The organism is Myxococcus sp. CA033 (genome assembly GCF_013336625.1).
Taxonomy (GTDB): domain Bacteria; phylum Myxococcota; class Myxococcia; order Myxococcales; family Myxococcaceae; genus Myxococcus; species Myxococcus llanfairpwllgwyngyllgogerychwyrndrobwllllantysiliogogogochensis.
Map to the genome: position 1 here is coordinate 177,595 of NZ_JABUMU010000007.1, position 15,342 is coordinate 192,936.

Sequence of the window (15,342 nt, forward strand, 5' to 3'; positions counted from 1 at the left end):
ACCTGGACGCCGCCGATGAAGAGCTCACCAGGGACGCCGATGGGAGTGGGCTGGCCGAGGGAGTCGAGGACGTAGAGGCGGGTGTTGGCGACGGGCCTGCCGATGGGGACGGAGGAGCGGGAGGAGCCGCGAGCGCAGTGGAAGAAGGAGACGTCGACGGCGGCCTCGGTGGGGCCGTAGAGGTTGTGGACTTCCGCGGAGGGCGGCAGGCGCGAGTGGGCGCGACTCACCAACTCCGAGGAGAGGGCCTCGCCACTGCACACGACGCGGCGCAGTCCCGAGAGCTTCTCGAGTCCCGGCTCCTCCAGGAAGGCGCGGAGCATGGAGGGGACGAAGTGCAGGGTGGAGATGCGCTGCTCGGAGATGAGGCGGACGAGGTAGGCGGGGTCCTGGTGTCCGCCCGGCTTCGCGAGGACGAGGCGAGCGCCCGTCATGAGGGGCCAGAAGAACTCCCAGACGGAGACGTCGAAGGAGAAGGGAGTCTTCTGAAGGACGGAGTCGTCGGGAGACAGGCCGTACTGCTGCTGCATCCACAGCAGGCGATTGACGATGCCGGAGTGGGCATTCATGGCGCCCTTGGGGCGGCCAGTGGAGCCCGAGGTGAAGATGACGTAGGCGAGGGAGTCGGCGCCAGCCAGGGGCGAGGGAGTCGTCGAGGGCTGACGAGAGACAGCGGCCGCGTCGGAGTCCAGGCACAGCACGCGAGAGGCGTGAGGAGGCAGGACGGGCTTGAGGTGCTCGTGGGTGACGAGGACGGGTGCATCCGCGTCCTCCAGCATTCCGGAGAGGCGCTCGCGGGGGTAGGCCGGGTCCAGGGGGACGTAGGCGGCGCCGGACTTGAGGACGGCGAGGAGCGCGACGACGAGGTCCAGGGAGCGCTCCAGGCAGACACCGACGAGGACGCCGGGACGAGCACCGAGAGAGCGCAGGTGCCAGGCGAGCTGGTTGGCGCGAGCGTCGAGCTGGGAGAAGGAGAGAGAGGAGTCCTCGAAGCGGACGGCCTCCGCGTTGGGAGAACGAAGGACCTGGGCCTCGATGAGCGAGTGCAGGGACACATCGCGCGGGTAGGACTCCGTGCGGCCCTGGAACTCCACCAGCACCTGTCGCCGCTCCTCCTCGCCCATCAGCGGGAGGCGCTGCACCGGCAGGTCCGGTGAGGCCACCACAGTGCGCGCGAGCACGTTGAGGTGCTCGATGAGGCGCTCCATCGTGGCGTCATCGAAGAGCTTCGCGGCGTACTCGAAGCGGCAGGCGAGCTCGCCCTGTCCCTCGACGACTTCCAGGCTCAGGTCGAACTTCGACGTCCCCGTGGCGACGTCGAGCTGGCTCAGCTTGAGCGTCTGATGCGTGGTCTCCGCCGGAGGCGTGTTGATGACGTTGAGGACGACCTGGAAGACCGGCGTGCGGCTCTGGTCTCGCGGCGTCTGGAGCACTTCAATCAATCGCTCGAAGGGCGCGTCCTGGCGCGAGAAGGCCCCCAGCGACTGCTTCTTCACGCGGCCCAATAGCTCGCGGAAGGTCGGCGTCCCCGTGAGCTGGGAGCGCATGGCCAGGGTATTGACGAAGCAGCCGATGAGGCCCTCCGTCTCCGGCTGCGTGCGGCCCGCGATGGGGATGCCGATGGCGAAGTCGTCCTGGCCCGCGTGGCGGCCCAGCAACGCCTGGTACAGCGCCAGCATCACCATGAACGACGTCGCGCCTTCCTTGCGGCCCAGGGCGAGCAGGGGCTCCGTCACCTCGCGACTCAGCACGAAGCGCAGGCTTCCACCGTCGTAGGACTGCACCGCCGGACGCGGCCGATCCACGGGCAGCTCCAGCGCGGGTACTCCAATGAGCTGGTCCTTCCACCAGCGAATCTGTCCGTCGAGGACCGCGCCCTCCAGCCACTCCCGCTGCCAGACCGCGTAGTCCGCGTACTGCACGGGCAGCTCGGGCAAGGGGTTGGGGATGCCCGCGCTGAAGCACGCGTAGAGCACCGACATCTCTCTCGCGAGCACCAGCGAGCACCACGCATCCGAGATGGCGTGGTGCATGACCATGTTGAGGACGTGGTCCTGTGGCCCCATGCGCAGCAACACCGCGCGGATGACCGGACCTTGCTCCAGGTCGAACGTCCGCGCGCCGTTCTCCTGGCAGCGGCGCATCAGCTCGGCCTCGCGCTCCTCGGAGGTCGCTCCAGCCACTACCTCCAGCGGCATGGGCAGGCCACCCTTGGGGTGGATGATCTGCACCGCTCCGTCCTCGGTGAGCTGGTACGTGGTCCGCATCACCTCGTGACGCTGCACCAACATGTTCAGCGCGGCCTGGAGCGCGTCGGTGTCCAGCGGACCGACGAGCCGGAAGCTGGAGCTGTTGTTGTACGCGGTGCTCGTCGGGTCGAGCTGCTGCAGGTACCACAGGCGCTGCTGCGCGAAGGACAGCGGCAACGGCCTGTCGCGCCGTGCCCTCGGAATCCCCATGGGCGCGGTGGGCACCGTGGCCGCACGGGGCGCGGGGCTCTCGGTCTTCGCGGGTGGCGCCTTGGCCACGGGGGCAGGGGGCTTGGGTACGGAGACCTGGACATTCTCCACGCGTCCATCCGCGCGCAGTCGCGCATGGCGGCCGGTGCGGAACACCTGGGACGCGCCTCCCATGGGGTGGGCCACCAGACGACGGCGCTCCTCCTCTTCGGAGCGCCACAGTCCGGAGGGCAGGCCCGCGCCTTCCAGCGCCAGCTCTCCGACGACTCCCACGGGCACGGGGTGGCCCGCGCCGTCGAGAATCCACGGACGGAGGCCCGCGGGGATGCGCTCCTCGGGGCCTCGGGGAACCAGCGCGCCTTCTCGTGCGCCGCCCGCGAGCAAAACCTGGAGTCCCGAGCTCTGATGCAGCGTCGTGGCCAGCTCGGGCGAAGCCCCATCGAGCACCAGGGCTCCCACGGGCCCCAGCGCCTCACGGGCGCCGGGCAGCTCGGTCAGCGTGCGCGCGAGGCGCGCGGACGTGTGCAGGAGGACCTGGCCTGGCTGCCGTGCCAGCTCCAGCACCTCGCCTACGCCCTGGTCGCCTTCCACCAAGACCTGCTCGTGGCGCGTGGCGGCCTCTTGCTCCAGGCGGTCTCGGATGGCGGAGAGCTTCTCGAGTCCCTTGAGCACCACGGGCGTCTCGAGCCCGAAGTCGATGAGCGCGGCGATCTCATCCACGTCCGCCACCCGCACGTCGAGCAGGCGCTTGAAGCCGCTCTCCACCGTGCCGATGAGGCCCGTACCCTTCGCGTGATGCTCGAAGGTGTGCTCCAGGAGGGTGTTGATGTCCTCCTCGGAGACCTTGTCGATTTCACCCTGGTGCCCCTGGGCCGCGAGCAGCGTGGCGGTGATTTCCGCCGAGCTGCGGAAGTAGCCCAGCAGCGGCTTGCGCACCGTGCGAAGGACTTCCTGTTCATCGTCGCCGATGAAGGCGTGCAGCATCACCGTGACGTGTCCTCGCCCCGGGTGGCCGTTGCGACGCCACGCCTCCCGGTAGAGGGCGACCCGCTGCTTCAGCTCGTCGATGGACAGCGCGAGCAGACCGGTGAGCACGCCCGCGCCCACCTCGCCGGCCAGTCGGAACGTCTCCGGATTGCCCACGGCCGTGAGCCAGACGGGCAGCTCCTTCTGCACGGGCTTCGGACGCAGCCCCACCTCCACCGTCACGCCACCACCACCCAGCCGCTTCATCTTCTCGCCCCGCCACAGGGAGCGCAGCGTCGCCAGGTGCTTCATCAGGATGTTGCGGCGGTCCTCGAAGTTGGCCGGAGCGAACGAGAAGTCCGCCACGTGCCAGCCCGTGGCCACCGAGAGGCCCACGCGGCCGCCCGAGAGGTTGTCCACGACGGACCACTGCTCGGCGACCTGCATGGGGTCATGCAGCGGCAGCACCACGCTGCCGGAGCGCAACTGCAGGCGTTTGGTGATGGTGGCCAGCGCCGCGGCGACGACCGCCGGCTGCGGGTAGAGACCGCCGAACGAGTGGAAGTGCCGCTCGGGCGTCCAGACGGCCGAGAAGCCGTGGGCATCCGCGAACTTCGCGCCCTCGACGAGCAGCTCGTACTTGGGACCCGTCATCGAGTCCTCATCGTTGGCGAAGTAGATGAGGCTCATGTCCATCGCCTGGGTGCGAGGACCGCCGCCTTGCAGTCGCACCAGTCGCGCGGAGACCTGCTCGGAGGGGAACGCCACGCGCAGACCGCGCGAGAGCGCCCACAACATCTCCAGCTCCGGACGCTCCGCCGACGTGTCGACCGCCGCGAGCCACGTGCCGCCTTCCGACGGACGCAGGCGCTCATCCAGCGCGGTGAACAACTCCGCCAGGGAGTGATGGTCCAACGTCCACGCCGGCTGGCCCGCGCCCGAAGGCAACAGCCAGGCCGCCGCATCCGCGCGAGTTCCACGTGCGCCCGTGCTCGCGGGAACCGATGCATCGAGGAGATCCTCGAGGTAGAGCGTGCGCGCGGCATCGAGCTTCGAGGAGGTGACGACCCCTCGCCAGGTGATGAGCAGGGGCGTTGCCGCGCCCTGGGGCGCATAGGCCGCGAGCCCACCCAGGTCCGTGGCGCCGAGGGCCACCACCGCGCCTCCGGCTTCGAGGACACCCCAGAGGACCGCCAGCTTCGAGGGGGACGGAGGCAGGCAGACCGCGACAGGGGCTCCGGGATTCAATCCCGTGGCACGCAGTCGCGCGGCGACGTTCTCCGCGCGCCGGGTCAGCTCCGCCCAGGACCAGGACTGGTCCCCGATGATGGCGGCCACGGTGCCTGGGTTCCGCTTCGAGCGCTCAGCGAGTTGGGCCGGAACGCAGGTGGAGACACGCACGGGACGCGGCGCGGGCCAGGTGGCGCGCTCGGTCTCGGTGGCCAGGGGCAGGCGAGAGACGCGCTCATCCGGACGAGCCATCGCGGACGCGAGCAGCACGTGGAGGTGGTCCACCATCCGACCGGCGGTCGCCGCGTCGAACAGCTCCGTGGCGTACTCCAGCGCGCCGTGGACGCGGCCCGACTCGTCACCAAGCACGAGCGTCAAGTCAGACAGCGTGGTGCCCCACTGCACGGGGCCGTCAGGGACTTCGACGATGGAGCCGCGGACCCCGGTCATCTCCAGGGCCGCCGCTCCGCCGCTGATGCCGCTGTGGAACACGAAGACGGTGTCCGTCATGCGCCCGCGGCCAATGTCCTTGCCGGGGACGAGTGCTTCCACCAGGTACTCGAAGGGCACGTCCGGACGGGACTGGACCTCGTTGAGTTCCTGGCGCACACGGTTGAGCAGCTCACGGAACGTCGGGTCGTCCGCGAAGCTGGTGCGGAACGCGGCGGAGTGCGCCACGTATCCGATGAGGGGCAGCAGCTCCGGCCGGGTGCGATTGCCCAGGGGTGTGCCGACGATGATGTCCGTCTGTCCGCTGTAGCGGTGCAGCAAGGTCTGCCACGCGGCGAGCACCAGCATGTACGACGTGAAGCCCTCGCGTTTACCGAACGCGCCCAACTCGCGGGCCAGGGCTCGCGGGAACTCCACGGGCAGGCGCACGGAGGTGAGCGGGCAACTCGCGGGGCGCTTGCGGTCCGTGGCCACCTCGAGCTGACGCGGCATTCCCGCGAGCCGCTGACGCCACCACTGCTCCTGCTCGGGGAAGCGGCCCTCGCGGATGCCCCCGCGCTGCCACGCGCCGAAGTCCGCGTACTGGATGGGCAGGGGAGGCAGGGGCGACGGGCGGCCTTGCTTGAAGGCGCCGTAGAGCTGCACCAGCTCGTTGATGAAGAGCGCGGTGGAGAGCGTGTCGCAGACGACGTGGTGGATGCTGCCCAGCAGCAGGTGGTGCCCAGGCTCCAGCCTGAGCAGTGAGGTCCGGATGACGGGCCCGTTCACCAGGTCGAACGGGAGCATCGCCTCCTCGCGCGCCAGGCGCATGGCCTCGGCTTCGCGCAGCTCGGGCGTGGCTCCGTGTACGTCGACGATGGGGAGGGGGATGTGTACGTCGTTGTGGAACCGCTGGACGGGTCGGCCGTCGACCACGTCATACGTCGTGCGCAGGGCCTCGTGCCGTCGGACGACCTCCTGGACCGCGCGCGCCAGCGTGGCCGCGTCCAGATCTCCTTCGAGTCGAAGGACGAAGGGGATGTTGTACGCGGAGAGGCCGGGCAGGTGCTGCTCCAGCCGCCAGACACGTTCCTGGACGAAGGAGAGCGGCAGCTCGGTTGTGCGGGGCAGGGGGACCAGGGGCAGCTCGCGCGTCGGCGCGGCGACGGGGGCCTGCCGCAGCATCGGCTCGATGCGCTGAGCGATGCCGGCCACGGTGGGCGCCTCGAACAGCGCCGCCAGGGGGAGCTGCACGCCGAACGCTTCTCGGACCTGGTTGAGAAGCTGCGCGGCCATCAGCGAGTTGCCGCCAATCTCCAGGAAGTCGTCGTCGCGGCCGACGAACTCCAGGCCCAGACGCTCACGCCAGAGTCCCGCGAGTCGCTCCTCGATGGCACCGCGCGGTGCGTCCTCGCGAGTCGGCGTGGCTTCCACGGGCTCCGGCTCGGGAGTCACCGGTGGCGACCGAGGTGCCTCCACTGGCGCCACGTGGCCGGGTCGGAATCCCGAGGGTTCCAGCGACGCTACCTGGGCTGGCTGGAAGCCTGAGGTCTCCGACGGCGCCACGTGGGCAGGGCGGAAGCCCGCGGACTCACTCTGGACGGCGTGAGTGGGCCGTGAGCCAGCGGGTTTGGACGGGAGTCCGTGCACGGGCGGTGAGCCGGGAGAACCGGCCGGGACTCCGTGGGCGGGCCGGACGCCAATGGCCTCCGATGGCACCACGTGAGCAGGTCTGTACCCAGACGACTCCGACGGAGCAACCAACGCCGGCAGGGGAACGAGCCCCGTCGTCGTCGGACGCCCGGGCTCCATTCCGGACGCCATGGCCGTGACAGACGGAGGGTGTGCGACCGGCGTTGGTGCTCCGGACGCGGCCCTCAGCTGCACGGTCTCCGCGACGATCAGGGGTTGCACAGGTGCCGCGCCGGGCTTTGCCTCCACCCAGACGCGCTTCTCCTGGAACGGATACGTGGGCAGATGCAGCCGGTGGCGCTGCTCATGCGCGAAGAAGGCGGACCAATCCACCTCCACACCCTGGGTCCACAGCTCACCCACGGACGCGAGGAGACTCGCGTGCTCGGGCGTTGAGGTCCCCCGCCGCAGCGTGGCGAGCGCCTTCACCCGGTCCTTGTCCTGGCCCAGCGACGCGCGCACCAGCGGCGTCAAATCCTGTCCAGGGCCCACCTCCAGCAACACGCTGCAGCCCTCTTCGAGCAGCGCTCCCACCGCGTCGGCGAACAACACCGGCTCGCGCATCTGGTCGGCCCAGTACCGAGGCTCGGCCAGCGCCCCGGTCCGCGCCCACGTGCCCGTCACGCTGGACGCGTAGCGCACTGTCGGCTCGGAGCGGCGCAGCGAGGCCACCACCCGCGAGAGTTCGGGCATCAGCGGCTCCACATCCGCCGAGTGGAACGCATGGGGCGCGGGCATCCGCACCACACCGACGTCCCGGCGCTTCAGCGTCTCCTGGAGTTGCTCCACCTCCGCCACGGGGCCCGCGACGACGCAGCGGTCCACCGCGTTGACCGCGGCCAGGGACAGCCGGCCCGACAGCAGCGGCTGCACCTGCGACTCGGGCAGCGCCACCGCGAGCATGGCTCCCGGCGGCATCCGGTGCATCAGCTCGCCTCGGGCCACGGCCAGCTTCAGGCCGTCCTCCAGCGACAACACTCCGGAGACGCAGGCCGCGGCGTACTCACCGAAGCTGTGTCCCAGGACGGCATGGGGCTTCAGGCCCCAGTCCATCCACATCCGCGCGAGCGAGCACTCGACGGTGAACAGCGCCGGCAGCGCGACGCGCGTGTCCGCGAGCAGCGTCGCGTGCTCGGCCTCCTGTCCCGGTGCGGAGGTCAGCAGCGTGCGGACCTGGGCCCGCAGCGCCGGAGTCAGCAGCGCCAGGCACGCCTCGACATGGGCGCGGAACGTGGGCTCGGTGTCGAGCAACTCTCGTCCCATGCCCAACTGCTGGCTCCCCTGGCCCGGGAAGATGAAGGCGATGCGGCGCCGACGCGCGGCCTCCGTGTCCTTCACCTTCGTCGGCGTGGAGGGCTTGAGGAGCTGTCGCGTCAGCTCGGCCGCGTCGCGAGCCACCACCACGCGGCGGTGCTCGAAGACCTTGCGCCCGACGGCGAGCGTGAAGGCGGCATCCGCCACGGGCAGGGCCTCGGCATGCGCCTCCGCATGGGAGGCGAGCTGCTTCGAGGCCGCATCCAGCGCCTCGGGCGTGCGTGCGGACAGGACGAACAGGTGATGCGTGCGGGAGCTGCTGCCGCTCGGAGACATCGGGGACTCCTCGAGCACGGCGTGGGCGTTGGTGCCGCCAATGCCGAAGGAGCTGACCGCGGCGCGCCGCGGGGTCTCGCTCCTCGGCCACGGCCGAAGGGTGGTGTTGACGAAGAAGGGCGTGGCGTCGAAATCAATCTGCGGATTGGGGCGCTCGAAGTGCAGGCTCGGGGGAATCTCCCCGTGCCGCAGCGACAGCGCGACCTTGATGAGGCCCGCGAGTCCGGCGACGGTGTCCAGGTGGCCGACGTTGGACTTCAACGAGGCCAGGGCGATGGTGCCTCGGTGCTCGGGGCCCAGGCCGTAGGCGCGCTGGAGCGCCGTCACCTCGATGGGGTCTCCCAGCGGAGTCGCCGTGCCGTGCGCCTCCACGTAGCCGATGTCCGAGGCCGGCACGCCGGAGCGCGCGAGCGCCTGGCGGATGACCGCGGACTGCCCCTGCACACTGGGCGCGGTGAAGCCCGACTTGTCGCGCCCGTCGTTGTTGGTCGCCGTCGCGCGAATCACCGCGTAGATGGCATCGCCATCCCGCTCCGCGTCCTCCAGGCGCTTGAGGACGACGCAGGCCACGCCGTTGCCGGAGACGGTGCCCTGCGCCGCCGCGTCGAACGAGCGGCAGTGCCCGTCCGGCGAGAGAATCATTCCCTCCTGGTACACGTAGCCCGTGCGCTGGAGCACCGACAGGCGCGTCGCCCCGGCCATGGCCACGTCGGACATTCCCGCGAGCAGGTTCTGGCAAGCCAGGTGGACGGCCACCAGCCCCGTGGAGCACGCGGTGTGGATGAGGACGCTCTCACCGGTGAGGCCCAGCTTGAAGGACGTCTTCGTGGCCAGGCTCTCGTGAGTGGCCGTGCCGTAGAGTTCGAACAGCGCGGCGCCATCCAGCGGCACCGTGGCGCGCACCGCCTCCGTGTAGCCGGAGTCGATGGCCCCCGCGTACAGGGAGATGGCACCCGGGAAGCGATCAGGGTCGATGCCCGCGTCTTCCAGCGCCGTCCAGGCCGACTGGAGGAACACCCGCTGCTGCGGGTCCAACCACTGCGCCTCGCGCAGGGACATGTCGAAGAACGCGTGGTCGAAGCGGTCCGCGCCTTCGAGCACGCCCCCCGCCGGGACGAACGCCGGGTGCTGGCTCAGGTCGATGCCCTCGGGGAGGCCGGGCATGCGCTCCAGCTCCTCGGGCTTGAACCAGGTGATGGACTCGATGCCTCCGCGCAGGTTGCGCCAGAACTCGCCCACGGACCTCGCGCCGGGGAAACGTCCCGCCATGCCGATGATGGCGACGGCCCCCGAGGTGGAGGGCTTGGACACGGGGTGCTGAGGCACGGGATCGACGTGAGGCGTCGCCGTGGTGGCGGCCTCCGCGCCCTGCTTCTCCAGGGCACGGGCGAGCCCCTGGACGGTGGGGTGTTCGAACAGCCACACCACGGGGAGCGGCTGGCCCAGCTCTTCACGCAAACGCGCGGCGATGCGCACGACGGAGAGCGACGTGCCGCCCAGCTCCTCGAAGAGGTGGTCATGCATGCCGACGCGCTCGGTGCCCAGCTCCTTCGCCCAGATGGCGGAGATGCGCTGCTCCAGTGGATTCGCGGGCTCGACGAAGCGGCCCTGTCGTCCCGTGGACGCGGCATCCGGCTTCGGCAGTGCCTTGCGGTCCACCTTGCCCGTCGAATTCAGCGGCAGGGTGGGCAGCGTGACGATGACCGACGGCACCATGTACTCGGGCAGCCGCTGGCGCAGCCCCGCGCGCAGGTCGGCCGTGTCCAGCGTCTGGCCCTCCCGCGCGGAGACGTAGGCCACCAGTCGCCTGTCACCGGGGACGTCTTCGCGAACCACGGCGGCGACTTCGTGCACGGCGGGCTGCGAGGCCAGGGCGGCTTCCACTTCGGACAGCTCGATACGGAAGCCGCGGATCTTCACCTGCTGGTCCGTGCGTCCGATGAACTCCAGCACGCCCTCGGCCCGCCAGCGGACGACGTCACCAGTGCGGTAGAGCCGCTCTCCCGGGAGGTTGCCGTAGGGATTCGGGACGAAGCGCTCGGCGGTGAGGTCCGGCCGCGACACGTAGCCGCGAGCCACGCCCAGGCCACCGAGGTACAGCTCGCCAGGGACGCCCACGGGCACCAGCTGCTGCCGGGCATCCAGGACATACGCCTGCGTGTTGTCGATGGGCGTTCCAATGGGGAACGACACGCCCGACGGCATCGGCCGCTGGATGGAGAAGGCCGTGGCGATGACCGAGACCTCGGTGGGCCCATAGGCGTTGGTCAGCGAGCCGCGCACCGTGGACAGCGCGCGATGCGCATGGGGCGCCGAGAGGACCTCACCGCCGACGTGAATCTCCTTCAGGCGCTCCAGGATGTCGGGGCGGTGCTCCACGAGCTGCGCGAAGAGGCCCGAGGGCAGGTGCGTGAACGTGACGCCATGCCGCTCCATGACCGCGCCCAGCGTGTCCAGGTCACTGGGGACGGCGTTGGCCGGGTAGATGACCACTCGGCCGCCATGCAGCAGCGAGGGGCACAGCTCCAACACCGAGCCATCGAACGAGATGGGCGCGAGCAGGATGCTGGTTTCTCGTGCTCCGTACCGCGCGTACCGCTCCGCGTGGCACAGGCGCAGCAGGCCCCGGTTCTCGATGGCCACGCCCTTGGGCCGCCCCGTGCTGCCGGACGTGAAGATGACGTACGCGAGGTTGCGGGGGCCCGCGCCGGAGCTCGGTGGCGTCGTGGGCCATGAGTCCAGCTTCAGGTCCTCCAGGTTCAGGCTCTCCAGTCCCGAGTCGGGGAGGGACAGCCGCTCCCTCAGCGCGCGCGAGGAGACGAGCAGCTTCGGCCGCGCGTCCTCGACCATGAAGGCCAGGCGCTGGGCCGGGTAGGCCGCGTCGAGCGGGACGTAGGCGCCACCCGCCTTCATCACGGCGAGGATGGTGACCACCATGTCGAAGCCGCGCTCCAGGCACACGGCGACGAGGACCTCGGGCCCCACACCGCGAGAACGCAGCAGGTGCGCGAGGCGGTTGGCCCGTGCCTCCAGCTCCCTGTACGTCAGCTTCTGTTCGCCGGACTCCAGGGCGATGGCATCGGGGCGCAGGTTCGCCTGTCGCGAGAACCCGTCCACGAACGTGGCATCCGCCGGGAAGGGCCGCACGGTGTCACTCCAGTCGACCACGAGCTGACGGCGCTCGTCCGACGAGAGCAGGTCCAGCGTCCCCAGCGCACGGTCCGGAGTCGCCACCACGGCTTCGAGCAGGTTTCTCAGGTGGCTCGCGAGGCGTGCCACCGTGGGCGCGGTGAACAGCTCCGTGCTGTACTCGATGACGCCACGCAGCCCGTCCGCCTCTTCCACGAGGACGAGGCCGAGGTCGAAGCGCGCGGTGTCGTTGTCCACGTCGAGCTGGCGCAACGTCAGGCCGGGCACGTTCATCGTCGTGGCGGGCGTGTTCTGGAGCGCGAAGACCACCTGCACCAGCGGCGTGCGTCCCAGGTCTCGCTGGGGATGGAGTTCCTCGACGAGCCGCTCGAAGGGCAAGTCCTGGTGCTCATACGCCGCGAGGGTCGTCTCACGCACCTGGGCGAGCAATGCGCGGAATGAGTCCTCCGGACGCACCCGTGCGCGCAGCACCAACGTGTTGACGAAGAACCCGACCAGTCCCTCCAGCTCGCCATGGCGGCGGCCCGCGATGGGCGAGCCGACGAGCAGCTCCTCCTGCCGGCTGTAGCGCGAGAGCAGCGTCTGCCACGCGGCCAGCAAGGTCATGAAGGGCGTGGCCCCTGCCTGCCGTCCGAGGGCAACGACGCGATTCACCAGCTCACGAGGAAGCTGGATGGCGTGCGAGGCCCCCTGCGGCGTGCGCAGCGCGGGACGCGGCAGGTCGGTGGGCAGATCGAGGACGTGAGGCGCGCCTTCGAGTCGCTGCTTCCACCAGGCGACTTCCCTGGCGAGCGTGTCGCCCTGGAGCCACTGGCGCTGCCACGCCGCGAAGTCGACGTACTGCACCGGCAGCGGAGACAGCGCCGGAGCCTTCTGCGCGGAGAAGGCCTCGTAGGCCAACGCCACCTCGCGCACCATCACCGCCAGGGACCACCCGTCCGAGATGATGTGGTGCATGACGAGCACCAGTACGTGCAGCTCCGAGTCGAGCTTCACCAGCACGGTGCGCAGGAGCGGCCCGGTGCTCAGGTCGAACGGTTGGCTGGCCTCCTCGGCGGCGTACTTGCGCGCCGCGGCCTCGTGCTCCGAAGGCGGGACATCGGTGAGGTCGGCGAGCGGCAGGGTCCACGGCTTGTGCGGATGGAACGTCTGCGTGGGCTGGCCGTCCTTGAGCGCGAAGGTCGCGCGCAGGGGCTCGTGACGGGAGACGAGGACGTCCAGCGCCTGCCGCAGCGCCTCGGGATTCAAGGCGCCTTCCAGTCGGACCGCGCCGGACACGTTGTACTGGGTGCCTCCTGGCTGGACCTGGTCCAGCAGCCACAGCCGCTGCTGCGCGAACGACAGCGGCAGCTCCCCGTCGCGAGGAATGGGACGCAGCGGCGGCACCTGCGACGGTGTCGAGCGGAAGAGCATTCCCTCTTCGACAAGCTCCGTGACGCGGGCCACGGTGGGCGCGTCGAACAGGGCGTGCACGGGGAGTTCGACGCCGAACGTGGTGCGGATGCGAGAGACGAGCTGGGTCGCGAGCAGCGAGTGTCCGCCGAGCGCGAAGAAGTCGTCATGCAGCCCCACGTGCTCGACGCGGAGCAGCTCGCGGAAGGCGCTGGCGACCCGTTGCTGGAAGGGCGTGAGTCGCTCAGGTGCCGAGGGCACGGTGGTTCCTCCCGTGGTCGGTGTCACCGGGGCCGGGAGCACCTTCCGGTCCAGCTTCCCGCTCGGGGACAGCGGGAAGGCCGGGAGGCTCACGAAGGCCGAGGGCACCATGAAGGTGGGGAGTCGGGTCGCCAGGTGGTCCTTCAGCCCGGTCGTGTCGGACGACGCGGACTCCTGGACGACGTAGGCGACGAGGCGCTGGTCGCCGGGGACGTCCTCGCGAACGAGGACGACGGCGTCGCGGACGGAGGGGTGTGAAAGGAGAGCGGCTTCGATGTCACCGAGTTCGATGCGGAAGCCGCGCAGCTTGACCTGGAAGTCGGAGCGGCCGAGGTACTCGAGGGTGCCGTCGGGCAGCCAGCGAGCGACGTCGCCGGTGCGGTAGAGGCGGGCCTCGGGAGCGTCGGAGAACGCATCGGGGATGAAGCGCTCGGCGGTGAGCTGGGGCTTGCGCCAGTAGCCGAGGCCGACCTGGACGCCGCCGATGAAGAGCTCACCAGGGACGCCGATGGGAGTGGGCTGGCCGAGGGAGTCGAGGACGTAGAGGCGGGTGTTGGCGACGGGCCTGCCGATGGGGACGGAGGAGCGGGAGGAGCCGCGAGCGCAGTGGAAGAAGGAGACGTCGACGGCGGCCTCGGTGGGGCCGTAGAGGTTGTGGACTTCCGCGGAGGGCGGCAGGCGCGAGTGGGCGCGACTCACCAACTCCGAGGAGAGGGCCTCGCCACTGCACACGACGCGGCGCAGTCCCGAGAGCTTCTCGAGTCCCGGCTCCTCCAGGAAGGCGCGGAGCATGGAGGGGACGAAGTGCAGGGTGGAGATGCGCTGCTCGGAGATGAGGCGGACGAGGTAGGCGGGGTCCTGGTGTCCGCCCGGCTTCGCGAGGACGAGGCGAGCGCCCGTCATGAGGGGCCAGAAGAACTCCCAGACGGAGACGTCGAAGGAGAAGGGAGTCTTCTGAAGGACGGAGTCGTCGGGAGACAGGCCGTACTGCTGCTGCATCCACAGCAGGCGATTGACGATGCCGGAGTGGGCATTCATGGCGCCCTTGGGGCGGCCAGTGGAGCCCGAGGTGAAGATGACGTAGGCGAGGGAGTCGGCGCCAGCCAGGGGCGAGGGAGTCGTCGAGGGCTGACGAGAGACAGCGGCCGCGTCGGAGTCCAGGCACAGCACGCGAGAGGCGTGAGGAGGCAGGACGGCCTTGAGGTGCTCGTGGGTGACAAGCACCGGCGCATCCGCGTCCTCCAGCATTCCGGCGAGGCGCTCACGGGGGTAGGCCGGGTCCAGGGGGACGTAGGCGGCGCCGGACTTGAGGACGGCGAGGAGCGCGACGACGAGGTCCAGGGAGCGCTCCAGGCAGACACCGACGAGGACTCCGGGACGAGCACCGAGAGAGCGCAGGTGCCAGGCGAGCTGGTTGGCGCGAGAGTCGAGCTGGGAGAAGGAGAGGGAGGAGTCCTCGAAGCGGACGGCCTCCGCGTTGGGAGAACGAAGGACCTGGGCCTCGATGAGCGAGTGCAGGGACACATCGCGCGGGTAGGCCTCCGTGCGGCCCTGGAACTCCACCAGCACCTGTCGCCGCTCCTCCTCACCCATCAGCGGAAGCTGTCCGATGGGGCTCTTCGCATCGCGGGCCACGGTCTCCAGCAGGACGCGGAAGTGTCGGCCCAGCCGCTCGGCGGAAGCAGGGGAGAACAGGTCGAGACTGAACTCCAACGCGCCGTCGAGTCCGCCGTCCTGCTGCTCCATCAGGGACATCGTGAGGTCGAGCCGCGCGGTGTTCGTCGCGGTCTTCAACACGTCGACCCGGACGCCGGGCAGCGCCGGAGGCTGCATGGGCGCGTTCTGCAACGCGAACATGACCTGGATGAGCGGAGACCTGCGGCCCTCGCGCTCGCCGCCGAGCGACTCCACGAGCTGGTCGAACGGGACGTCCTGGTGGACGTACGCGGCCAGCGACTCCTCACGGACTCGCGCCACCAGCTCCGTGAAGGTCGGGTTGCCGTCGACGCGGGCCCGCAGCACCAGCGTGTTGACGAAGAAGCCGATGAGCGGCTCCAGCTCTGCTCGGGTGCGCTGGGCCACGGGGCTTCCGATGCAGAAGTCCTGCTGCCCGGAGTAGCGCGACAGCAACACCTCGAACGCGGCGAGCAGGACCATGAACAGCGTGGCCCCT

At 70.1% G+C, this 15,342-nt stretch carries 1 protein-coding gene (only partly in view); it reads right to left on the reverse strand.

The annotated features are described in order from the left end of the window. On the reverse strand, positions 1–15,342 hold part of the coding region annotated (locus tag HUA78_RS20030; RefSeq protein WP_371745614.1) for a non-ribosomal peptide synthase/polyketide synthase (this coding region is incomplete at its 3' end). The annotated region continues 13,880 nt past the right edge of the window; 15,342 of 29,222 annotated nt are visible.